The sequence below is a fragment of the Vibrio sp. V23_P3S9T160 genome (genome assembly GCF_963886625.1).
Taxonomy (GTDB): Bacteria; Pseudomonadota; Gammaproteobacteria; order Enterobacterales; family Vibrionaceae; genus Vibrio; species Vibrio anguillarum.
Genome location: NZ_CAWPDB010000104.1, coordinates 25969 through 48682, shown reverse-complemented (window position 1 = coordinate 48682; position 22714 = coordinate 25969). Strand labels below are relative to the sequence as shown.

General features: G+C 44.6%; 20 protein-coding genes. 17 read left to right on the top strand and 3 right to left on the bottom strand.

The genetic code is table 11. The features are described from left to right. Positions 1-299: 299 nt before the first annotated feature. The 3 genes from AACU59_RS05465 to AACU59_RS05455 are packed head-to-tail and all read left to right on the top strand — an operon-like array spanning position 300 to position 3027. Positions 300-527, top strand: coding sequence for a FeoA family protein (locus AACU59_RS05465; RefSeq protein ID WP_013856356.1), 228 nt, complete (start codon positions 300-302; stop codon positions 525-527). After that, complete coding sequence (gene feoB, locus AACU59_RS05460) at positions 527-2800, top strand: Fe(2+) transporter permease subunit FeoB (RefSeq protein ID WP_094145148.1); 2274 nt, start codon at positions 527-529, stop codon at positions 2798-2800. The genes AACU59_RS05465 and feoB overlap by 1 nt, the downstream gene beginning before the upstream one ends. After that, complete coding sequence (locus AACU59_RS05455; protein ID WP_094124994.1) at positions 2797-3027, top strand: FeoC-like transcriptional regulator; 231 nt, start codon at positions 2797-2799, stop codon at positions 3025-3027. The genes feoB and AACU59_RS05455 overlap by 4 nt, the downstream gene beginning before the upstream one ends. A gap of 112 nt (positions 3028-3139) precedes the next feature. On the opposite strand, the gene AACU59_RS05450 is transcribed toward AACU59_RS05455, so the two are convergent. Both AACU59_RS05450 and argS read right to left on the bottom strand, forming a co-directional pair. Next, a complete protein-coding gene (locus tag AACU59_RS05450) occupies positions 3140-3568 on the bottom strand; it encodes an HIT family protein (RefSeq protein ID WP_017042525.1) in 429 nt (142 codons plus the stop codon). A gap of 83 nt (positions 3569-3651) precedes the next feature. Next, positions 3652-5388, bottom strand: coding sequence for an arginine--tRNA ligase (argS, locus tag AACU59_RS05445; protein ID WP_026027243.1), 1737 nt, complete (start codon positions 5386-5388; stop codon positions 3652-3654). A 205-nt stretch (positions 5389-5593) separates the two neighbouring features. Between argS and AACU59_RS05440 the strand changes: the two genes are divergently transcribed. Further along, the gene (locus AACU59_RS05440) at positions 5594-6190 is read left to right on the top strand and encodes a VOC family protein (protein WP_161437792.1); all 597 of its coding nucleotides are present in this window, start codon (positions 5594-5596) and stop codon (positions 6188-6190) included. Positions 6191-6216: 26 nt separating this feature from the next. On the opposite strand, the gene AACU59_RS05435 is transcribed toward AACU59_RS05440, so the two are convergent. Then, a complete protein-coding gene (locus AACU59_RS05435; protein ID WP_094145204.1) occupies positions 6217-8994 on the bottom strand; it encodes an insulinase family protein in 2778 nt (925 codons plus the stop codon). Positions 8995-9208: 214 nt separating this feature from the next. Here AACU59_RS05435 and sixA point away from each other — a divergent pair, with 214 nt between their 5' ends. From sixA to AACU59_RS05370, 13 genes are all read left to right on the top strand, one after another. Next, on the top strand, positions 9209-9673 hold the full coding sequence (gene sixA / locus AACU59_RS05430) for a phosphohistidine phosphatase SixA (protein WP_017042529.1): 465 nt from the start codon (positions 9209-9211) through the stop codon (positions 9671-9673). A 181-nt stretch (positions 9674-9854) separates the two neighbouring features. Then, entirely contained in the window at positions 9855-11948 is a 2094-nt protein-coding gene (gene flhA / locus AACU59_RS05425; RefSeq protein ID WP_013856364.1) for a flagellar biosynthesis protein FlhA, read from the top strand. A gap of 53 nt (positions 11949-12001) precedes the next feature. Further along, positions 12002-13489, top strand: coding sequence for a flagellar biosynthesis protein FlhF (gene flhF, locus AACU59_RS05420; protein WP_088732741.1), 1488 nt, complete (start codon positions 12002-12004; stop codon positions 13487-13489). A gap of 13 nt (positions 13490-13502) precedes the next feature. Further along, positions 13503-14390, top strand: coding sequence for a MinD/ParA family protein (locus AACU59_RS05415; RefSeq protein ID WP_010318888.1), 888 nt, complete (start codon positions 13503-13505; stop codon positions 14388-14390). Beyond that, on the top strand, positions 14383-15117 hold the full coding sequence (locus tag AACU59_RS05410) for an RNA polymerase sigma factor FliA (RefSeq protein WP_010318887.1): 735 nt from the start codon (positions 14383-14385) through the stop codon (positions 15115-15117). The genes AACU59_RS05415 and AACU59_RS05410 overlap by 8 nt, the downstream gene beginning before the upstream one ends. Before the next feature lie 44 nt (positions 15118-15161). Beyond that, entirely contained in the window at positions 15162-15530 is a 369-nt protein-coding gene (gene cheY / locus AACU59_RS05405) for a chemotaxis response regulator CheY (RefSeq protein WP_033197405.1), read from the top strand. 57 nt (positions 15531-15587) lie between these two features. After that, complete coding sequence (locus AACU59_RS05400; RefSeq protein WP_094145203.1) at positions 15588-16304, top strand: protein phosphatase CheZ; 717 nt, start codon at positions 15588-15590, stop codon at positions 16302-16304. Positions 16305-16313: 9 nt separating this feature from the next. Continuing rightward, positions 16314-18608: a chemotaxis protein CheA gene (locus AACU59_RS05395; RefSeq protein ID WP_094145202.1), complete on the top strand. Its 2295-nt coding sequence runs from the start codon at positions 16314-16316 to the stop codon at positions 18606-18608. Positions 18609-18633: 25 nt separating this feature from the next. Beyond that, positions 18634-19749 (top strand): protein-glutamate methylesterase/protein-glutamine glutaminase, encoded by a 1116-nt coding sequence (locus AACU59_RS05390; RefSeq protein ID WP_017045237.1) that lies wholly within the window; start codon positions 18634-18636, stop codon positions 19747-19749. 10 nt (positions 19750-19759) lie between these two features. Next, positions 19760-20536 carry a ParA family protein gene (locus tag AACU59_RS05385; RefSeq protein WP_026027244.1) on the top strand — a complete coding sequence of 259 codons (777 nt, stop codon included), beginning with the start codon at positions 19760-19762 and terminating at the stop codon, positions 20534-20536. Beyond that, positions 20526-21515 (top strand): chemotaxis protein CheW, encoded by a 990-nt coding sequence (locus AACU59_RS05380; protein ID WP_094128997.1) that lies wholly within the window; start codon positions 20526-20528, stop codon positions 21513-21515. Before AACU59_RS05385 ends, AACU59_RS05380 begins: the two co-directional genes overlap by 11 nt. 40 nt (positions 21516-21555) lie before the next feature. Beyond that, positions 21556-22050: a chemotaxis protein CheW gene (locus AACU59_RS05375; RefSeq protein ID WP_013856372.1), complete on the top strand. Its 495-nt coding sequence runs from the start codon at positions 21556-21558 to the stop codon at positions 22048-22050. After that, the gene (locus tag AACU59_RS05370; RefSeq protein WP_202598892.1) at positions 22050-22550 is read left to right on the top strand and encodes a DUF2802 domain-containing protein; all 501 of its coding nucleotides are present in this window, start codon (positions 22050-22052) and stop codon (positions 22548-22550) included. Before AACU59_RS05375 ends, AACU59_RS05370 begins: the two co-directional genes overlap by 1 nt. Positions 22551-22714 lie beyond the last annotated feature (164 nt).

Sequence of the window (22714 nt, the reverse complement as noted above, 5' to 3'; positions counted from 1 at the left end):
TCATTTATAAAATTAACGACAACCTAGTATAAGAAAAACGACAAAATATATAATTAACCATAACTGATTGATTTTAATGGTTTATTTTTATTTTATCTGTTTTTGTTTATTTTTTTATGTTGAGCTCATTTGTACCTGATAATTTTTTAACGTTTTTAACGTCAGTTTATTTACCGAAAACAACGTGATGGATTTATGCAATCTTTGATTTCACGCAATAAAATAGAGGGTTAGCGCGTGTATTATTCGCCTGTTAATAAAAATATTTCTCATTACCACTACCATTGAGAGCAAGATAGATGAAATTATCTCAATTAAATGAAGGAGATAGCGCGAGCATCGTCGCGTTCAATCAACTTCCAAATGACATTCGTAAAAAATTGATGGTGATGGGCTTGCTGCCTCTAACTACTGTTACGTTAATCAGAAGAGCTCCTATGGGAGATCCACTTCAACTTGAAGTGAGAGGCGTCTCTTTAGCGGTACGTGAAAATATAGCCGCTTGTATTGAAGTGGAGAGAGCGTAGTGCGATATCAAATTCTAACCGTTGGTAACCCTAATAGTGGCAAAACAACGTTATTTAATGGGCTGACTGGTTCTAAGCAGCAAGTCGGTAACTGGGCTGGTGTTACAGTTGAGAAAAAAACGGGTCGCTACACTCATTCTGGAGATGAATTCATACTAACGGATTTGCCGGGCATCTACGCACTTGACAGCGGGAATGACAGTAACAGTATTGACGAATCCATTGCCTCTAGAGCGGTTCTTACACATCCTGCCGATTTAATCATTAACGTTGTGGACGTGACGTGTTTGGAGCGCAGTCTCTATATGACGCTTCAATTGAGAGAGCTCGGTCGTCCAATGATTGTGGTTTTGAATAAAATGGACGCTTTAAAAAGAGAGCGTCAAGGTCTAGACATTCAACAACTTGAGAAAGTTCTAGGTTGCCCCGTTTTTATGCTTTCTGCTACCAGTAAAGAGCAGGTGAGTCGATTCAAAGAAAAGCTGCATAAAGTACTGCTGCAAGGCGTAGCTCTTAAAGAACTGCTATTGGATTACGGTAGTGCATTTGAACAATCGATCGGAAAATTAGCCACTATTTTTCAACATAAGCAAGTGGCACCTCGCGCATTGGCTATTCGTGCCTTAGAAAATGATCTTTTGGTGATTAATGGATTACCAGAAGTGCAGCGTGAGCTTATTCAGAAAGAGCAATTGCAAAGTGGTTTGGATATTGATCTGCATGTCGCTGATACCAAATACACATTTTTGCATGAACAGTGCCAGCAGATCCGCAAAACCGAAGGGAAACTAAGCCACAGTTTTACACAAAAAGCAGATAAGCTGATTTTAAATAAATGGGTGGGTGTACCGTTTTTCTTTGTGGTTATGTACTTAATGTTTATGTTCTCGATCAATATTGGGAGCGCTTTCATTGATTTCTTCGACATTGGCGTCGGGGCGTTATTGGTTGATGGTGGGCACCACTTACTGGATGATCATTTGCCTATTTGGCTAGTGACATTATTAGCAGATGGCCTTGGCGGAGGTATTCAAACCGTCGCCACATTTATCCCAGTTATCGCTTGTTTGTACTTATTTTTAGCTGTACTCGAAAGTTCAGGTTATATGTCTCGCGCGGCTTTTGTTTTAGATAAAGTGATGCAGAAGATAGGCCTACCGGGTAAAGCGTTTGTTCCGCTTGTTTTAGGATTTGGTTGTAACGTTCCCGCGATTATGGCGACCCGAACTCTAGATCAAGAACGTGAACGTAAATTAGCGGCATCGATGGCACCCTTTATGTCATGTGGTGCACGTTTGCCAGTGTATGCGCTATTTGCTGCGGCATTTTTCCCTGAAAGCGGTCAAAATGTAGTTTTTGCTCTTTATTTATTGGGCATTTTAGCCGCAGTGTTCACTGGTTTGGTTTTGAAGCATACGCTCTATCCGGGTTCAAGCGACAGCCTAGTGATGGAGATGCCAGATTACGAGATCCCAACGCTACAAAACATCATGATCAAAACATGGCAGAAATTAAAACGTTTTGTTCTCGGTGCAGGGAAAACGATTGTCATCGTTGTTATGATCTTAAGCTTCCTCAATTCAGTTGGCACTGATGGCAGCTTTGGTAATGAAGATAGTGACAACTCCGTGTTATCAAAAGTGGCTCAAGTGGTTACTCCGGTATTTGCTCCTATTGGTATCAATCAAGATAACTGGCCAGCGACAGTGGGTATCATCACGGGTATTTTTGCAAAAGAAGCGGTAGTCGGAACATTAAACAATTTATATACCTCTGCTGAAGGTGATGAAAGTGAATATGACCTAATGGCGAGCCTACAAGAAGCGGTTATGTCTATTCCAGAAAACCTAACGGGATTAAGCTTCTCTGATCCGCTCGGTATCGAAGTCGGAGACTTGACAGACAGTAGCGCAGTGGCTGAAGAGCAAGCCGTAGATGCCTCAATCTTTGGTAATTTGAAACAGCACTTTGTCACTGGTCATGCCGCATTTGCCTACCTTATCTTCATTTTGCTTTACACGCCTTGTGTTGCAGCAATGGGGGCTTATGTTCGTGAGTTTGGTGCGAATTACGCTCGTTTTATCGCAGTATGGACGATGGGGCTTGCGTATGGTGGCGCCGCGCTTTATTACCAAGCGACTAGGATCACCGAAACCCCTGTCGAAAGTTTAACGTGGATTATTGCCATTATTATGGTGAGCTTGTTGACCTTTAAAATGCTTAAACGAAAAGGACTCCAGCAGAAAACGGTGCTTGAGGTACAAGTGGCATGATATTAAATGAGTTAAAGCGCTACATTGAAGAGAATGGAATCGTTAGCCGCTCGGCGATTGCGAAAAAGTTTTCGCTCAGTGAGGACGGCGTTGACGCTATGTTAGCCGTGTGGATAAGAAAAGGTGTGTTGTCGCGTACCATCGATACCAACAAGGCTCACCACGTAACAAGAGTGCGTTATGGGCTTAACCGAAATAACGGGCTGTCTTTGACTGTCTTACTTTAGTCATAATCGATGCCGGGCATTCTGTCTGATAAACGAAAGCCGCTAATGTCAGCGGCTTTCAAACTTTTACCCAATCTATCTTTTACCTAATATATGGTGTGAGAGACGACGTTTATCCTTTTCTAAAAATAGAACTCAGTGATAGCACATTTTGGATTCTGGTTAAGATCGCTTGTTGTTCTTGCTCGGCTCTCACTATCCCTTGAGTATTGCCCCAGATAGGCCCAGGCCATGCTACATCATTTTTAAATCGAGCAACATGGTGAATATGGAGCTGAGGCACCATGTTACCCAGCGCACCTAAATTGAGTTTATCTGGACAAAACGTGGCTTCAAGAGCTTGGCTAACGGCTTGAGATTCGCATAAAAATTGTTGCTGTTCCTGCATTGGTAGATGATGCAGCTCTTTCAAATTGGCACGTTTAGGCACCAGAATAATCCAAGGCACGGCATTATCTTTATGGAGTAAGGCTAAGCAAAGAGGAAATTCGCCAATGACGGAAGTGTCTTTGGCCAGTTGCGGGTGGAGTTCAAAATTCATGTCAATCTCACTTGCACGGATGTTATCACCGATAAAAGAAAAGGCTGACCATGGTCAACCCTTTCATTCACTCATAGCTGTCGTTACATACGTTCTAATGTATCAATACCGAGTAGCGACAAACCTTGCTTGATGGTTTTTGCTGTCAATGCAGCCAGTTTTAGACGGCTTTGTTTCACACTTTCATCTTCAGCGACTAAGATTGGGCATGCTTCATAGAAGCTAGAGAATTGGCCAGCTAATTCAAATAGGTAGCTACACATAATGTGAGGTTGGCCTTCGCGGGCAACAGCTTGTACCGCTTCTTCAAACTGCAGAAGTTTCGCAATCAAAGCTTTTTCTTTCTCTTGTGTGACTTTAATTTCACCCGTCAGGTTATCCATCGATACGCCTGCTTTAGCAAAAATTGACGCGACACGTGTGTAGGCATACTGCATGTAAGGCGCAGTGTTACCTTCAAATGCCAACATGTTGTCCCAGTCAAACACGTAATCGGTAGTACGGTGCTTAGAAAGATCAGCATATTTCACTGCGGCCATCGCGACAGTATTGGCAATGTTCGCTTTTTCTTCGGCGTCTAAATCAGGGTTTTTGGATTCAATTAATTTAGCGGCACGCTCTTGCGCTTCATCGAGAAGATCGGCCAGACGAACAGTACCGCCAGCACGAGTTTTGAACGGGCGGCCATCTTTGCCTAGCATCATACCAAAGGCGTGGTGTTCAAGAGTCACTTCTTCAGGTACATAGCCCGCTTTGCGGACAATCGTCCATGCTTGCATTAGGTGCTGATGTTGACGCGAGTCGATAAAGTACAACACACGGTCCGCACCTAAGGTTTCATAACGGTATTTTGCACACGCGATATCGGTTGTGGTGTATAAGAAGCCGCCATCACGTTTTTGGATGATAACGCCCATTGGCTCGCCATCTTTATTTTTGTATTCTTCAAGAAAAACGACTTGTGCGCCATCATCTTCTTGCGCCAAACCTTTTTCTTTTAAATCGGCTACGATGCCGGGCAACATGTCGTTGTACATGCTTTCGCCCATCACATCATCGCGCGTGAGCGAAACATTCAAACGATCATAGTTACGCTGGTTTTGGATCATGGTGATGTCCACCAATTTTTTCCACATTTGAGCGCAGAATTCGTCACCGCTTTGTAGTTTGACCACATAATTTCGTGCTTTAGCAGCAAACACTTCATCTTCGTCGTAGAGTTTTTTTGACTCACGATAAAAAGCTTCAAGATCGGAAAGTTCCATTGAAACTTCGTTACCAGACTCTTGTTGCACACGTTCAAGGTTGGCTATCAACATACCAAATTGCGTGCCCCAGTCACCGATGTGGTTGGCGCGGATCACTTTATGGCCTAAAAATTCCAAGGTACGTACAACGGCGTCACCAATGATGGTTGAGCGTAAGTGGCCTACATGCATCTCTTTGGCAACGTTAGGCGCTGAGTAGTCTGCGACGATCGTCTTCTGCGCTTCTTTGGTTACACCAAGGTGCTCATCTGCTAGGGCGATATCCGCTTGTTTAGCAAGAAACGCTTCACTGAGGAAAATGTTGATAAAACCTGGGCCTGCAATTTCCGTTTTGCTCGCAATGCCATCGAGGTCCAGAACATCCAATACTTTTTGAGCAAATTCTCGCGGGTTGGTACCCAGTTGCTTAGCTACGCCCATAATGCCATTGGCTTGATAGTCACCAAATTGCGCTTTGGCCGATTGGCGAACAGCAGCAGGACTGCCAGCTGGTGCGCCTGCGGCTTCAAGAGCCTGAGATACTTTGTCATTAATCAGTGCTTGGATATTCACACGCGTTTCCTTTAATTCTTGGAATTGCAAAGGTATGCATTTTATTCACCATTTAGTGCCAATACATATCTTAATTTTGTTCATCATTTGGCGCACATAATACCAATTTTATTGAGGCGCTTATAGGGACTAAATTAGGAAATTTTCTACTTTTCGAAGAGTTGTTGGTACTATTAGACGATAATCATCATTTTGGACCATTTAAATGCTTGAACCATTAAAGAATGCAGCGCTTCATCCTGAACAGCTTAAGCAGAATTTAGATAAATTTATGCATAAAATTCAAGAATTAACCAAAATTTTGCATATTGATTTATCCACAAATCAAGCTGACCACATTGCACTGCGCATTAATGATCGTAAATTAGCGTCATTAGCACATGCGGCATGGCTGGAGGAAGGGCGAGAAATATCGAGTGCTCAGATAAATGGCCGTCCTATCATTGTGATTGAATTTACGGTGCCGCTATCGGCTAATAGTTGGTCTATAGAATGTTTGGAATTGCCTTACCCTGCCGAGGGAAAAATTTATCCAGAGCAGAGCTGGGAGCATGTGGAATTTGTGGTGCCATCTGAGGCAAAAACCGCGAAAGCCTATTTGCAGGATATACTGTCGGTTTACCCACGATTAAAAGAATGCTGGACAACATTAGACACTCAAGGTGTTCAAGTTAAATTGTCCAGTCCAAAAGGGGAAGGAGAGCGATTACATAACCCGACGGTTGCATTTAAGTGGCAAGGCGTGTGTATTAAACTGCATCCCCACTCTTTAAAAGAGATCGTAAAATCAGAGCAAAGATAAATTGCTCTGATGGCGATGAAGTACTGTTATCCTAAGTTATAGCTTTTAGGCCGAAGCTGGAACGCTTCAATTGAGCCAATTTCTTGCCCTAAACTGAGTTTTTGAACCGTTTGATGTGCGTTTCCTTGGCTGTGCATGATCAGTCGATTGGCGGTCCTTGGTTTTAGCTCATTGACCACAAAGCGAATCATATCACTGCGGCTGAGTGATTTCAGTTCACTCAAAACCTGCTCTCTTTGATCAAAGCCCGCATCTTTATTGCCGATAGCAACCCAAAGTCTTTGCGCACGGCTGCGAAGGGTGGGGTCGGGGGTTGAAATTTGATTCCATAAACCACGTTTACTGCTGTGCCACTGGTATTCGTTGAGCTCCAGCAGCACCATGTAAAAAGCATTTAAAAATTCATCTACAGCGCTAATCAGCTCATAAGGCGCAGCATTCGGTGACTGGACGTAGAGTACGATGCCTGGGTGACGGTTTAATGGCATGTTGCCCGTTCCGACCATATAACCAAGTTGCTGCTTAGTACGAATTTCATGAAAAAATGTAGCGGACATCAAGTGATTAGCTAATGAATATAAGGCGATGCTGCGCGGTGCGGCATCATTGCACTGATAATAGACCACCACAGCAGAATCTTCTTGATCGCAGTGAACCTCTTTTTGAAAAGTCCCACTCTCTCCGAGCATGACGAGTGGTCTTAATGATTCCTCGTACTGTTGATCTTTGACTCGTAATGCATTTTTAAGCGTATCTGCCATCGCTTGCGCATCATTTCTTAACCAGTCGCCATAGACAAACATCTCAACATGAAGTTGCGCTAATATTTGTTCTACGAAATCACTGAGCTCATCGACTTCTATCTGTTTTAAGGCACCAAGTAGCGTTTCATAAGGAGGGTTGTTGGGTTGTAAAATACCCGTCATTGCATTGAAAAGCTGCGAAATTGGACGATCTTTAGTGGTGTTTTGCCAGTTACGAAGCAGTTGTTGCTTGATGGTGTTAAAGCGTTTTAGGCTAAAATCACGTTTAGCAAAGCGTGCGAGAATCATCTCCATTAACTGTGGTTGTTTTTTGCTAAAACCAGAAAGCATCAGGGTGACGCCGCCTTGATGAGCGTACATGTTGTAACTCATCCCAGCAATTTCTGCTTGATAAGTTTCCGTGGCCAGCGAGTCTAAAAACATTTCCACACAGAGACGTGTTTTAACAATATTTCGAGCAGTGGCTACCGAGATGGGGCTATCAATCGCGATGTAAATTACCCCTTTAGGCACTCTAAATTCATGGTCTTGTAGATGCCATAAACGAAAGCCTGGTAACTCTTCAATGATTTCCGGGTGTAAAGACGTTGAAGGCTCTAACGGTTTTGGGTCTAAGTCGTAACAGATAAAAGGATTGAGTGGCGGTAAGTTTGTTTCAATGTCGCAAGGGGTTGCGAATGTTGCAAGTTGTGACGCCGATAATGGAGTAATTGAATAAGGTGTAAAATACCATTTCGCTTTCTTATCGTAATACCCATCTTTAGCAATTAACGTGGCGCGTAGATTTTCAGGAGTCAAATAATGAAGTGCTTGCTTAAGTAGCGATTCGTTGTAGCCCGCCATCATATAATCGCCATAGATGGTGTCTTGCGGCTGATAGTGCTGCATATTAACCACTAAATGGCTGACCATGTCTAATGGCCTTGTCGTTTCTTGAAAGCGAAAAGCCGATTCAAGCACCGCTCTTTTTTCAAGGTAACGCCATTCGTTCAGCCCCTGCTCTGCGATTAATTTAATCTGAGTAAAGAGTGACTGGATGATGTTATCGACCTGTTTTACGCCTTCATGTGTTAGGCTAAAACTTATCGAAAACTCACGATAATTGCTGCCACTCGCGCCGCCTCCAGCCGATAAGGACGTGATCCAACCTTTCTCTTTTAATGCCAACATTAAACTGCCTTCACCTTCGTAACCGATGAGATGGGCGAAATAAGAGAGAGGTTTGACATGATAAAAGTCATCCATGCTTGGGGCTGGGAAGCTTAAAGTTAGTTTGCGGATCTCTTTTCGTGGCTCGATTTGAATCAAGACGCCGCGGTGCGCGTCTAAAACAAAAGGCACCTCGATTTTTTTCGGGCCGAGCTGTTTATTTGGGATGGAGGAAAATTCATCTCTTGCCCACTGCTCTAACTCATCAAGTGTCTGTGGGCCTGCTAGCGAGAGCGTCATCAAATCAGCTGAGTAGTTTTCATGGTGAAAACTGACAATTTCTTCGCGGATAGAGACACCATTTCTATCACACAACGTTTCCAAATTACCCACTGAAAATTTAGCAAACGGGTGTTGCGGATTGATGGTTTCTTTTTGAACCTGATAGAGCCTTCTCGAATCATCATTCTGTTTGAGTTTAAATTCAGAATCCACCGCTTGGCGTTCTTTATCCAGAGCTTCTTGATTAAATAAGGGGGCACAAAAGAATTGGCTGAATCGGTCCAAGGCTTTTTCAAAATGATTTGGGCTTACATCAAAGAAAAAACAGGTGTGCTCTGTACCAGTCCATGCGTTATTGCTGCCACCATGTTGATTAATAAAACTTTGAAACTCACCAATTTTCGGGTACTTTTCTGTGCCTAAAAACAGCATGTGTTCCAGATAGTGGGCAAGACCTTCTCTGTCTTCAGGATCATCGAAATGCCCTACATTAATCGCTAAAGCAGCGGCTGACTTTTGTGCATCATCCGCTTGAATAAGTAATGTTCTCAGACCATTAGTTAACGTAATGTAGCGGTATTGGTTGGTGTCGTTAGGGCTTAAATGCACAGTGACTCTCCACAGAAAAGGCTTTTTTAATTATGGCGTTGAAACGGTTAGGTGCAAATTTCAAGCAATGATTTTATGAGCAAAGTGCCATTTTAGTCCTTCAGGAGACTTTTTAATAGACTGTTAACAGCGTCGAAGTCTTTGCTTGGTTGCCTGATATAATCGAGAATAAAGCCGCCTAGACGGCATAGATAATAACCACTAGGAATGAGTAATGAAGATTTTTATTATGCGTCACGGAGAAGCTGAACATTATGCAGCGAGTGATGCACAAAGGGCCTTAACCGAAAGAGGTCTTCGTGAGTCTGTTGCTGTGGCTCGTGCTTGTGAAAAGCAAGATCTTCGCCATGTAGATAAAGTATTGGTAAGCCCTTACTTACGGGCGCAGCAAACTTGGGCTGCGATAGCCTCTTATTTTAATGCCGATGATGTTGTTACCTGTGATGACATCACACCTTATGGGAAAGCGGAAGTGGTATTTGAGTATGTCTCTGCCTTGGCCGATGTGGAACAAATCGAATCAGTGCTGCTGGTGTCTCATTTACCGTTAGTTGGCTATCTCGCGGCTGAATTTGTTACCGATTTAGTACCACCAATGTTCCCCACATCCGGTCTGATTGGTATCGAATATGATAGAGAGTTGCGTAAAGGACAGCAGATCTGGAGTATTAATCCTTAAACCACCATTCAAAGTAAAAGAAGTTCACGTAATTTGAATAACTAGGCTACGTTAAGTGAAGGGTTATTGCCTTTACCAATGTAGCCATTATTTTGACTGTTTTACTGGACTAAAAATTGCATCGCCGAGTTAACGCATTGTCGCATTTATAGATATTTATCAACAGATTGCTTGCTAACCTATGAAATTTACTCTCCCATTTGCAGATAAATTGCCATCAATACCGCAGCGAAGTATGCCAGCAATCGGTGCGCCGGTTATGGTATTGGCCACGTTGGCTATGGTCGTTTTACCGATCCCAGCCTTCCTATTGGATCTGTTTTTCACTTTTAACATTGCCTTATCGATGGTGGTGTTACTCGTCACTGTCTATACCCGTAGACCGCTTGATTTTGCTGCTTTTCCTACGGTTTTGCTTATTGCAACCTTACTTCGACTAGCCTTGAACGTCGCTTCAACCCGTGTGGTTTTATTGTATGGTCATGAAGGCCCTGGGGCGGCTGGTAACGTCATTGAAGCGTTTGGTAGTGTGGTGATCGGTGGTAACTACGCCGTTGGTTTAGTGGTGTTTTTGATCTTGATGATCATCAACTTCATGGTAGTAACCAAAGGTGCGGGACGTATTTCTGAGGTGAGTGCTCGCTTTACCCTAGATGCCTTGCCGGGTAAGCAAATGGCTATAGATGCGGACTTAAATGCGGGTTTAATCGATCAAGACCAAGCGCGGCTACGACGTTTCGAAGTAACCAAAGAAGCGGATTTCTACGGTTCAATGGACGGTGCGTCAAAATTTGTTAAAGGGGATGCGATTGCCGGGATCTTAATTTTGTTCATCAACATTATTGGCGGCTTATCGATTGGTATGGCGCAATATGGGTTGGGTTTTAAAGAAGCGATCCAAATCTACACACTGCTGACCATTGGTGACGGCTTAGTGGCTCAGATCCCCTCATTACTGCTTTCGATTGGTGCTGCCATGATGGTTACCCGTCAAAATACCGATGAAGATATGGGAGAGCAAGTCGTCTTCCAACTGTTTGACAACCCTAAAGCATTGATGATTACCGCTTGTATTCTCGGCATCATGGGCATTGTACCGGGTATGCCTCACTTTGCTTTTTTACTGCTAGCCGCGTTAGCGGGTGGTTGCGCGTATTGGATGATACGCAAGCAGAAAAAAACCGCCGATGAAAAGAAACTGCCTGCAAAAGTGGACAACGAAGCACCCACTCAAAAAGAGCTCTCTTGGGATGATGTTCAACCCGTTGATGTGATTGGCTTAGAAGTGGGCTATCGATTGATACCGCTGGTGGACCGAGATCAAGGTGGAGAGCTGCTCGAACGCGTAAAGGGTGTTCGGAAAAAACTGTCGCAAGACTTTGGCTTTCTCATCCCCGCAGTACATATTCGCGACAATTTAGAATTAACACCCAATAGTTATCGCATTACCTTAATGGGGGTTGCTGTTGGTGAAGCAGAGATCCGCCCAGATCAAGAACTGGCGATTAACCCTGGTCAAGTCTATGGTGTTATTGACGGTGAACGCACACTCGACCCTGCATTCGGCCTTGAAGCGGTTTGGATCCGTGAAGAACAACGTGAACACGCACAAGCTCTGGGTTACACAGTCGTAGACTCATCGACCGTACTCGCCACTCATTTGAGTCAGCTTCTCACTAATAACGCCTCGCAACTGATTGGTCATGAAGAGGTGCAAAACTTAATTGAAATGCTGGGTCGCTCAGCGCCAAGGCTAGTTGAAAACTTCGTTCCAGATCAACTGCCGTTGGGTACAGTCGTCAAGGTACTGCAAAACCTACTCAATGAAGCGATTCCAATCCGAGATATTCGAACCATAATACAAACCTTGGCGGAGTATTCTGGGCGAAGTCAAGAACCTGACATCCTAACGGCGGCCGTTCGAATCTCATTGAAGCGTTTAATCGTCCAAGAAATCAATGGTATAGAACCTGAACTACCAGTGATAACACTGATTCCTGAGCTGGAACAAATATTGCATCAAACCATGCAGGCGTCAGGAGGAGAATCGGCAGGTATTGAGCCAGGCTTAGCAGAGCGTCTACAAGCTGCACTGAGCCATGCAACGCAAGAACAAGAATTGAAAGGTGAGCCCGCCGTGTTACTCACGTCTGGTGTACTTCGTTCAACTTTAGCGAAGTTTGTGAAAAACACGATACCTAATTTGCGTGTGCTCTCTTATCAAGAAATACCTGACGAGAAACAAATTCGGATTGTTCAAGCCGTTGGTAACTAACGAAACTGCTGTTACCTAATCGGGCTTTAGCCATTTAAACACGGATATCTGCTTTGAAAATAAAACGATTTTTTGCCAAAGATATGCGAACAGCGCTGCTGCAAGTGAAAGAAGAGCTTGGTGCGGAAGCGGTGATCATGTCGAATAAAAAAGTCGCGGGTGGTGTGGAAATCGTTGCCGCTGTGGATGGTGAACAGCCCACCCAGCAAAACAGTGCCAAGCGCTATAATTCGCAGCCTAGACAACAAGGTTACACCCAAGTCACCCCGTCTTTGAACAAATCCTCTCGTGAGTTGGATGATGATCGAGTCAGCCTGCAAAACAGCGCAGACACTGGGCGTTCAATGACCAAACGTTTCGCAAATATGTTAAAGCAGTACAGCGCACCAAGTGGCTCAGATTCGGACTATCACGCCGAAAATGAAGATTCGCTCTCTGCATTATTGCAACGTCAATCAGGTTCATCTAACACCAACTCAGGACACGGTAGTGCAGAGTTACGAGCCGATTCGCCATTAGCGAAGTTAATTGCAGAGGATAGAAGAGCGTCCACCCGTCAAACGCCGAAGCTAGATCCGTCGCGTTATGATCGTTACCCAACGCAAGAGGCGAGTGTTTCGAACCCAGAGCTGGAAAACATGCGTGAAGAGATGACCTCAATACGCCGCCTGTTAGAACATCAAGTTTCAGGATTAATGTGGCAAGAAGTTGAGCGTCGAGAGCCTTTGCGTGCCATGCTCATTAAAAGACTTGAGCGCATGGGGGTTTCACAAGAACTGGCTGACCAGCTTGCGTGCTATATCCCAGAAGATACTGCTCCAACTAAAGCTTGGAAGGCACTGCTTGGCTTAGTGGCTGATCAAGTCCCTGTTTCCAAACAAGATATTCTGAAACGTGGTGGTGTGGTTGCGCTATTAGGCCCAACAGGGGTTGGTAAAACCACCACCATTGCTAAACTAGCCGCTCGCGCCGCTATGGAGTATGGCGCTGATAACGTCGCTCTAGTCACCACAGATACCTACCGTATTGGTGCTCATGAACAGCTCTCTATTTATGGCCGAATCATGGGTTGTCCAGTAAGAGTTGCTAAAGATTCCAGTGAGTTAGCCGATGTAATATATCAGCTAAGAAATCGGCGTTTAATTTTAGTTGATACCGCGGGGATGGGGCAGCGTGATGTTCGGTTATCAGAGCAGCTCGATACCCTGATGCAAGAGAGTGGCGAAATCATCCACAGTTACCTTGTTCTGCCTGCAACGGCACAAAGAAAAGTATTACAAGAAACAATCGAGCACTTTAGAAGGATCCCTCTTTCAGGGTGCATTATGACTAAGCTTGATGAGTCATTGAGCTTAGGGGAATTTGTGAGTGTCGTGGTTCAAAACGCACTGCCCGTTGCTTACATCGCGAATGGCCAGCGTGTACCAGAAGATATTGTGATTGCCCAGCCGAAGTACATGGTTGCAAAGGCAAACGAATTGCTAGAGAAGTCGACAGAGAATGAACCTCACTATTGGAGCAGCGACTCCGAGAGATTCTAGGCGGCGGACAAATATGGCGAATAATATGATATATGACCAAGCGAGCGGTTTACGCCGCTTAACTCAACCGTCACTGACCAAAGTCATATCTGTGACTGGTGGTAAAGGTGGTGTGGGTAAATCTCACGTGACACTCGGCATGGCGATCTGCATGGCTCGTCAAGGCAAAAAAGTCATGGTGTTGGATGCAGACTTAGGTTTAGCTAACGTGGATGTGATGCTTGGCATACGCCCGAAGCGAAACTTAGGGCATGTACTGGCTGGCGAGTGTGAACTCAAAGATGCCATCGTCGAGGGGCCCTTTGGGATACGAATAATTCCAGCGACCTCGGGCACACAGTCGATGACAGAGTTGTCACACGCCCAACATGTTGGTTTAATACGCGCCTTTGGCAGTTTAGAAGATGAGATGGATATTCTGCTCATCGATACAGCCGCAGGTATTTCTGATATGGTCGTGAGCTTCTGTCGCGCCGCACAAGATGTAGTGATCGTAGTATGTGACGAACCGACATCCATCACCGACGCTTACGCGCTGATCAAGCTCTTAAGTCGTGAACACCAAGTGCAACGTTTTAAAATTGTGGCCAATATGGTGAGAAGTTATCGTGAAGGACGGGAATTATTTGCTAAATTAACTTTAGTGACAGAAAGATTCCTAAATGTGAGCCTTGAACTTGTTGCTTGCATACCTTTGGATGATAAAGTGCGACAAGCAGTAAAAAAACAAAAAATAGTGGTCGATGCGTTTCCACGGTCACCTGCGGCACTGGCAATCAGCTCGTTGGCAAGTAAAGCGTTAACGTGGCCAATTCCAAGAACGCCGACAGGCCATCTGGAATTTTTTGTCGAGCGTTTGCTAAATAGAACAGAAAGTGTAGGGGAACCATTCGGTGAATAAAGCGCTTACTTATGACCAACACGGAAACCTAAAGAGCCAACAAGCATTTTTAGAAAAATACTCTGTATTGGTTAAGCGTATTGCACACCATTTAGCAGGTCGCCTGCCACCAAACGTATTGGTCGAAGATCTAATACAAGCCGGTATGATAGGCCTACTTGAAGCACAAAAAAATTATGATGGGAGTAAAGGTGCAAGCTTTGAAACCTACGCAGGAATTCGAATTCGTGGAGCTATGCTCGACGATATTCGGCGTGGTGATTGGGTTCCACGCTCGGTTCATAAACACAACCGAGAGATAACCCATGCAATTTCAGTTCTAGAAGGTGAGCTAAACCGAAACCCAACTGATACAGAAGTTGCGAAGTATTTAGGCATGTCGCTGGATCAGTACCATACTGTATTAACTGACATTAATTGCTCACGGATTGTCGGAATCGAAGATTTAGGTATTTCTGATGATGCAATTTCTCCTCTGGATGACGATGAAGACAACTCGCCATTTAAGGGAGTCGCCGATGAATCGTTTCGTAAAGCATTGGTTGAATCAATAAAATCACTTCCAGAACGTGAAGCTTTGGTACTTTCGCTCTATTATGATGAAGAGCTAAACTTAAAAGAAATTGGTGAAGTTCTAGGTGTTAGCGAATCCCGCGTTAGCCAGATACTAAGCCAATCTATGCAGCGACTAAGAACAAAGTTAAGTTCTTGGACGCAAAATGACTAATATCACTGATTTCGAGCTCAGTGGAGGCAATTTTGAATAAAAACATGAAGATCCTTATTGTTGACGACTTTTCAACAATGCGCCGTATTGTTAAGAATCTACTTCGTGATTTGGGCTTCAATAATACCCAAGAAGCAGATGATGGCCTGACAGCGTTGCCTATGCTAAAGAAAGGTGATTTTGAGTTTGTGGTTACAGACTGGAATATGCCGGGCATGCAAGGCATCGATTTGTTGAAAAATATCCGAGCAGACGCAGAACTTAAGCATCTGCCTGTTCTGATGATCACCGCAGAAGCAAAACGCGAACAAATCATCGAGGCTGCTCAAGCAGGTGTGAATGGTTATATCGTAAAACCTTTTACTGCTGCTACGCTTAAAGAAAAACTGGATAAAATTTTCGAGCGTTTATAAAGCGTGTGGTCACAGACAAAAGGTGCTCTATTCATTTATGCGCGAAAAGGCTAATCGATGATTTCATTAGAACAAGCAAAAGAACTCGTTCAGCTACTGGAAAAGGGACAGCAAGATCAGGCGAATCAACTCTTTAAAGAGACCTACGACAAAGCAAGCAATCCAATGCTGCAAGAAATAGGCACTTTGACAAGGGAACTGCATGAATCGCTCAAACAGTTCAACCTTGATGAACGGATGGCTGAGATTGCAAATGACGAAATTCCAGATGCAAGGGATCGTCTTCAATACGTAATTGATAAAACGGAAGTGGCTGCGAATAAAACAATGGATGCAGTGGATCGATGTATGCCGATCGCTGACAGCCTTCACGAAGGTCTGTTAAAAGTGCGTCCACAATGGAATGAGTTGATGCATGGACGTATTGATCTCATTGAGTTTAAAGCACTTTGTCACCGTATTGATGATCTACTATCACAAGTTGAAGGCAACAGCAGCGAATTGCGAGGTCAGCTAACTGAGATATTGATGGCTCAAGACTTTCAAGATCTCACTGGCCAAATAATTCGGCGTGTTATTACGCTGGTTAATGAAGTTGAGAAACGCCTAGTTGAGATTCTCACTGCCTTTGGGGCTAACCAAATAGAACAAAAAACAGACAAGAAGAACCCATCTATCGAACCTGAAGGTCCTATTTTGAACCCTCATGAAAGAGCCGATGCGGTTTCATCTCAAGACGAAGTCGATGATTTGTTATCGAGTCTTGGTTTTTAGGGGTAACGTATGAGCTACGAATTAGACGACGACATTCTTCAGGACTTTTTGGTTGAAGCAGGTGAAATTCTCGAATTGCTCTCAGAGCAATTGGTTGAACTTGAGAACAACCCCGAAGACAGGGAGTTATTAAATGCGATTTTCCGCGGTTTCCATACCGTTAAAGGTGGGGCCGGGTTTCTTGCCCTCACCGAGCTGGTTGAGACGTGCCACGGTGCCGAGAACGTATTTGATATCTTACGCAATGGCCAAAGAAGTGTAACATCGAGCTTGATGGATACGATGTTACGAGCTTTAGACACCGTTAACGCACAGTTTCGCGCTGTTCAAGATCAAGAACCCTTAGAGCCTGCAGATCCCGCTCTACTCGATGAACTTCATAAATTGTGTCGTCCTGCTTCTGAAGATGAAATTGACGAAGTGGAGCCTGTTATTGCTGAAGTTGAAGTCGAGGAAGAGGCCGCTATCGAAGCGCCTGAACCGGAAGTCATTCAACCAGTGGTCTCAAAGGCTGTCGCGTCAAATTCTATCGATGAAATCACGCAAGATGAATTTGAAAAACTGTTAGACGAATTACATGGTAAGGGCACCGCGCCTAATGCTCATTCTGAAAATGCCGCACCGGCGGCCCCAGCGCCTAAAGCCCCAAGTGCATCAGTGGCTGCTAGTGGTGACATTACGGATGACGAATTTGAAAAGCTGCTTGATGAACTGCACGGCGTAGGCAAAGCTCCAACCGTTGAACCCGCTCCTGAGGTTACAGCGAAACCAACTACTCCGCCTAAATCAACAGCGGCACCTAAAGCTTCTGCTGGTGGTGGCGATGATTTGATGACGGACGAGGAGTTTGAAAAGCTTCTTGACGAGCTGCATGGCTCAGGAAAAGGGCCATTGCCAGAAGAGTTGGAAATGGCAACCAGACCTGCTTCTGAAAATGTGAAGCCAGCAGAGCCTGTAAAACCAACAGAGACCGCAAAACCGAAAGCTGAAGCGGCGAAACCTACACCTGCTCCTCAGCCTAAAGTAACGGCTCCAGCCACCTCTTCCCCGGCGAAAGCTCCGGTTGCAGTGGCTGAGAAAAAAGAAGTATCAGCACCTGCTGTGGCTAAAAAAGCGCAAACTCAGCCGGAAACAACAGTCCGTGTTGATACATCAACGCTCGACATCATTATGAACATGATTGGCGAATTGGTGCTAGTGCGTAACCGCTTGCTGAGTTTAGGGCTTAATAGCAACGACGAAGAGATGGCAAAAGCGGTGGCTAACCTTGATGTAGTTACCGCGGATTTGCAAGGCGCTGTCATGAAAACGCGCATGCAACCGATTAAGAAAGTGTTCGGCCGCTTCCCTCGCGTGGTTCGAGACCTTGCACGTACCCTGAAAAAAGATATCGTGCTTGAAATGCGCGGCGAAGAAACAGACCTTGATAAAAACTTGGTCGAAGCGCTTGCAGACCCATTGATCCACTTAGTGCGCAACTCAGTTGACCACGGCATTGAAATGCCTGATGTGCGTAGCAAATCTGGAAAGCCAAGCACGGGTAAAATCATACTCTCAGCTTCGCAAGAAGGTGATCATATTGAGCTAGCTATCGTCGATGATGGCGGCGGTATGGACCCAGATAAGCTGCGTAGTATTGCGGTTAAACGAGGCATGATGGATGAAGATGCGGCGTCGCGTCTCTCCAATAAAGAGTGTTTTAACCTAATCTTTATGGCGGGATTCTCCAGTAAAGAGCAAATTTCAGACATTTCTGGTCGTGGTGTTGGGATGGATGTTGTAAAAACGGCCATCAATACACTCAATGGTTCAATTGACATCGATTCTGAGATGGGCAAAGGGACTAAGATTACGATCAAAGTGCCGCTAACACTCGCTATCTTACCGACATTGATGGTTGGGGTCGCAGGGCATCCATTTGCTCTACCGCTTGCGAGCGTGAATGAAATCTTCCACCTTGATCTTAGCCGGACGAACGTCGTTGATGGACAATTGACCATCATAGTACGTAAAAAATCGATACCACTCTTCTACTTACAGAATTGGCTAGCACCTAAAGCGGGTAAAATAGAACTGCGTAAAGGTCATGGACATGTTGTTATTGTTCAGATTGGTAGCCAGCGAGTTGGTTTTGTGGTTGATACCTTAATTGGCCAAGAAGAAGTGGTAATCAAACCACTAGATAAGCTTCTTCAAAAAACACCGGGTATGGCTGGGGCAACGATTACCAGCGATGGACATATTGCACTAATACTAGATGTGCCAGATTTGCTTAAGCAGTATGCTGCTGCTTCCCGCATTTAAATGAGCACACAATATAAGGACACCCATGGCGATTAGAGTATTAGTCGTTGATGATTCGAGCTTTTTTAGACGGCGTGTGAGTGAAATTATTAACTCTGACACCCGTCTAGAAGTGATTGATGTTGCAACTAACGGTAAAGAAGCCGTAGAAAAAGCGAGAATCTTAAAGCCTGATGTCATCACAATGGATATTGAGATGCCAGTTATGGATGGCATTACTGCTGTCCGTGAAATTATGGCTGCGAACCCGATCCCAATCTTGATGTTCTCATCGCTGACTCATGATGGTGCCAAAGCAACGCTAGATGCTTTAGATGCTGGAGCGTTAGATTTCTTACCGAAAAAGTTTGAAGATATTGCCCGTAACCGTGATGAGGCTGTCGCTTTATTACAACAACGGGTTATTCAAATCGCGTCCAAAAAAGGGATGCTGAGAAGACCTTTGGTTTCACGCCCAGTGCCGAGCACATCGTCGCCGTTTGCCAATAGAACAGCGGCTACAACGGCGAGTTCCCCTGCGCCGAAATCAATGGGCACATTGGCTCGCTTTAAAGCTACAGGTAAAAAATATCAGTTGACCGCTATCGGTACCTCTACAGGGGGCCCGGTTGCGTTACAAAAAATATTGACGAAGTTACCTGCGAATTATCCGCATCCGATCGTACTCATTCAACACATGCCAGCTACCTTCACTGCTGCATTTGCAAACCGGCTCAACTCACTGTGTAAAATTGAAGTGAAAGAAGCAGAAGATGGCGATGCATTGCGCCCAGGCGTTGCTTACTTGGCTCCGGGTGGTAAACAGATGATGATTGAGGGCCGTCCGGGTAGTGCTAAATTGCGCATTATCGATGGTGGCGAACGTATGAACTATAAGCCGTGTGTTGATATAACATTCGGTTCTGCGGCGAAGATCTATGCAGATAAAGTGCTGTCAATGATATTGACTGGTATGGGAGCCGATGGTCGTGAAGGGGCTCGAATGTTACAAGCCGCAGGGGCAACCATTTGGGCTCAGGATGAAGAAAGTTGCGTGGTGTATGGTATGCCGCAAGCTGTCGCAAAAGCGGGGATCTCGTCTGAAGATTTACCGTTAGAGCGTATATCAGAACGAATGTTAGTTGAAGTTGGCCTCGCATAAAGGAAGTTCAATGATTGTATGGAGTATTGCAAACCAAAAAGGCGGTGTGGGTAAAACAACCACAACGATTACGCTTGCCGGTTTGCTAAGTCAGCAAGGCAAAAGAGTGCTGTTGGTCGATACTGACCCTCACGCCTCGCTTACTACATACTTAGGTTATGATTCTGATGGCGTGCCCGTCAGCCTGTTTGACCTATTTCAGCAACGTGAGTTAACAGAGCAAAGCGTTACCCCTCTTATCCTAAAAACCGATGTTGAAGGCATTGATCTCATCCCTGCCCATATGTCTCTAGCCACTTTAGATAGAGTCATGGGCAACCGCAGTGGAATGGGGCTGATTTTGAAACGTGCGCTTCTTGCATTGCGCCATAATTATGACTACGTATTGATCGACTGTCCTCCAATCTTAGGGGTAATGATGGTTAATGCATTGGCCGCCAGCGATCGTATCTTAATTCCAGTGCAGACTGAGTTTCTGGCTATGAAAGGGCTCGAAAGGATGATTCGCACCTTAGCCATCATGCAAAAATCTCGTAGTCGATCGTTTAAAGTGACTATCGTACCGACTATGTACGACAAGCGAACCCGGGCTTCTTTGCAAACGCTGAATCAACTTAAAAAAGATTACCCAGAGCAAGTTTGGAGCTCTGCTGTACCTATAGACACCAAGTTTCGTGATGCGAGTTTAAAGCGCTTGCCTGCTTCTCATTTTGCTGAAGGTAGCCGTGGTGTTTTTGCTTATAAACAGTTGCTGATTTATTTAGAGAGGCTAGCTATTGATGAGTAGTGGGCCATTTTTATCCAGTGAACAAGCACTCGATGACTACTTTACAGCGTTACTAGATGAAGAAGCGATTGAACTTGAGCTGAAAGCGGAAGAGCAAAAAGAATTGTCCCTTGCTGAACCTGAGTTAGCGCTTTCGACATCGGTGCAATCTGTACCGGAAAAAAGTTATTACCATGCTGAAGTGGTTGAGTTTGAGCTGCCGAATTTAGATGATGTGCAGCGCTTATTAAGCCAGCTAGAATCAAGTAATCCAGTGGCAGAGTTAGAGCTGGAAGAGATCATGGAGCAAAACACCGTTCAGATCGCTTTAAAAACTCAACCAGTGACTGAAATTGTTGAAGAGATCCAAGAATGGGATATTCCCGCCGATACCTTGGAAACAGAACCTGAAGTTGAAATTCTGACTGCGGCAGACACTGTTGAAGAATTTGCTGTTGACGTGGAAGTGGTTGAGCAACCGACGGCTGAAGTCGAACTTGAAACGCAAGCGGGCTACTCTGGAATTGGTACATGGCAAAGCACTGCGAGAACACTAGATTTTCAAGTGCTCTATTTTGAAGTGAATGGCGTGACGTTTGCGGTGCCTCTTGATGAACTTGGGGGGATCCACCGTATGGCAACGCTCAATCATTTAATCGGTCGACCTGCTTGGTACCTTGGACTGCAAACGAATAAAGATAATCAGCTAGATGTTGTCGATACGGCAAAATGGGTAATGGCAGAAAAGCTCCATGATGATAGCTACAAAGAAGGTTATCAATACATCGTCATGCTTGGTGACAGTATGTGGGGGTTAGCAAGTACTCAGCTTATGGGTACAGAATTGCTAAGCTCAGAGAAGGTCCGCTGGCGAGAACAGGCAGGCAAAAGGCCGTGGCTTGCTGGAATGGTAAAAGAAAAAATGTGTGCTTTGATCCATGTTGAAGCATTGATAGCTATGCTTAATGCAGGGCTTGATGTAAAAGCACTAGAGAAATAATAATACATTGATGTCGGAATCGACTTAGAGAGGAAAAGGTATGTCTCAGACTAACGAAGTAGAAGTAAGAAAAGACAAGTCTAACGACGAAGTGCTTCAGTGGGTGACGTTCCAACTAGAAGAAGAAACATACGGAATTAATGTAATGCAGGTACGTGAAGTACTCCGCTATACAGAAATTGCACCGGTACCAGGTGCTCCTGATTATGTTCTTGGCATCATTAACCTACGTGGTAATGTTGTGACCGTCATTGATACACGATCTCGTTTTGGCTTAATGCAAGGTGAAATTACGGATAATACACGCATTATTGTGATTGAATCTGAGCGCCAAGTGATTGGTATTTTAGTCGATAGCGTTGCGGAAGTAGTTTACCTACGTTCTTCTGAAATCGATACTACACCAAGTGTTGGTACCGATGAGAGCGCTAAGTTTATCCAAGGCGTGAGCAACCGTGACGGTAAGCTATTGATCCTTGTTGACCTGAATAAACTGCTAACTGAAGACGAGTGGGACGAGATGGTCCACCTATAATGAGCGAAGCTATGTTGTTCAGTGCTCCTGTTATTCTTATAGGGAGCGCGGTTTTTGTTGTTGTATTTTTGTTGCTGGTGTTACTTCGTGTACGTCAGGGACTTGCCCAACAGATTGATCACCAAAGACAACAAGCCCGATCGTTAGATAAGGAGTTGCAAAAGGCGAATAGACAGCTGTTGGAAATACGCTCAGTTGCTATTGGTCTTGGCCAAAAAGTGACGGATCAGCAGGATCTCATCCAGCATTTAAACGAGCGAATTACTGAATTGGAACATGTTGATACGGATGGGCGTTTATACAGCCGAGCGACAAAAATGGTCCAACTCGGTGCTGACATCAATGAGCTTATTAAAGAGTGTGAGCTACCTAAAGCTGAAGCTGAGTTGATGATGTCCTTGCAGAAGAAAATTGCAGGGCATGAAAGCATCCCGCCACTGAGTAGTCACCCGGAAGGTCGCGAGCCGGTGCAAAGTACGAGGCGACCTGCAAAAAAATAGTCGAAAGAGCGAAACTAGAGAGGGAAGCCAATGGCTTCCCTCTCTAGTTTTGAATGTGGTTAAATGTAGCCATAAAGTAGTAAATGAGACAGAAAATAATTAAAAATTAACAGTTTCTTACCTAGTTTCGTGACTGGTAATAGTCTTATTATGTTTTGTCTTAG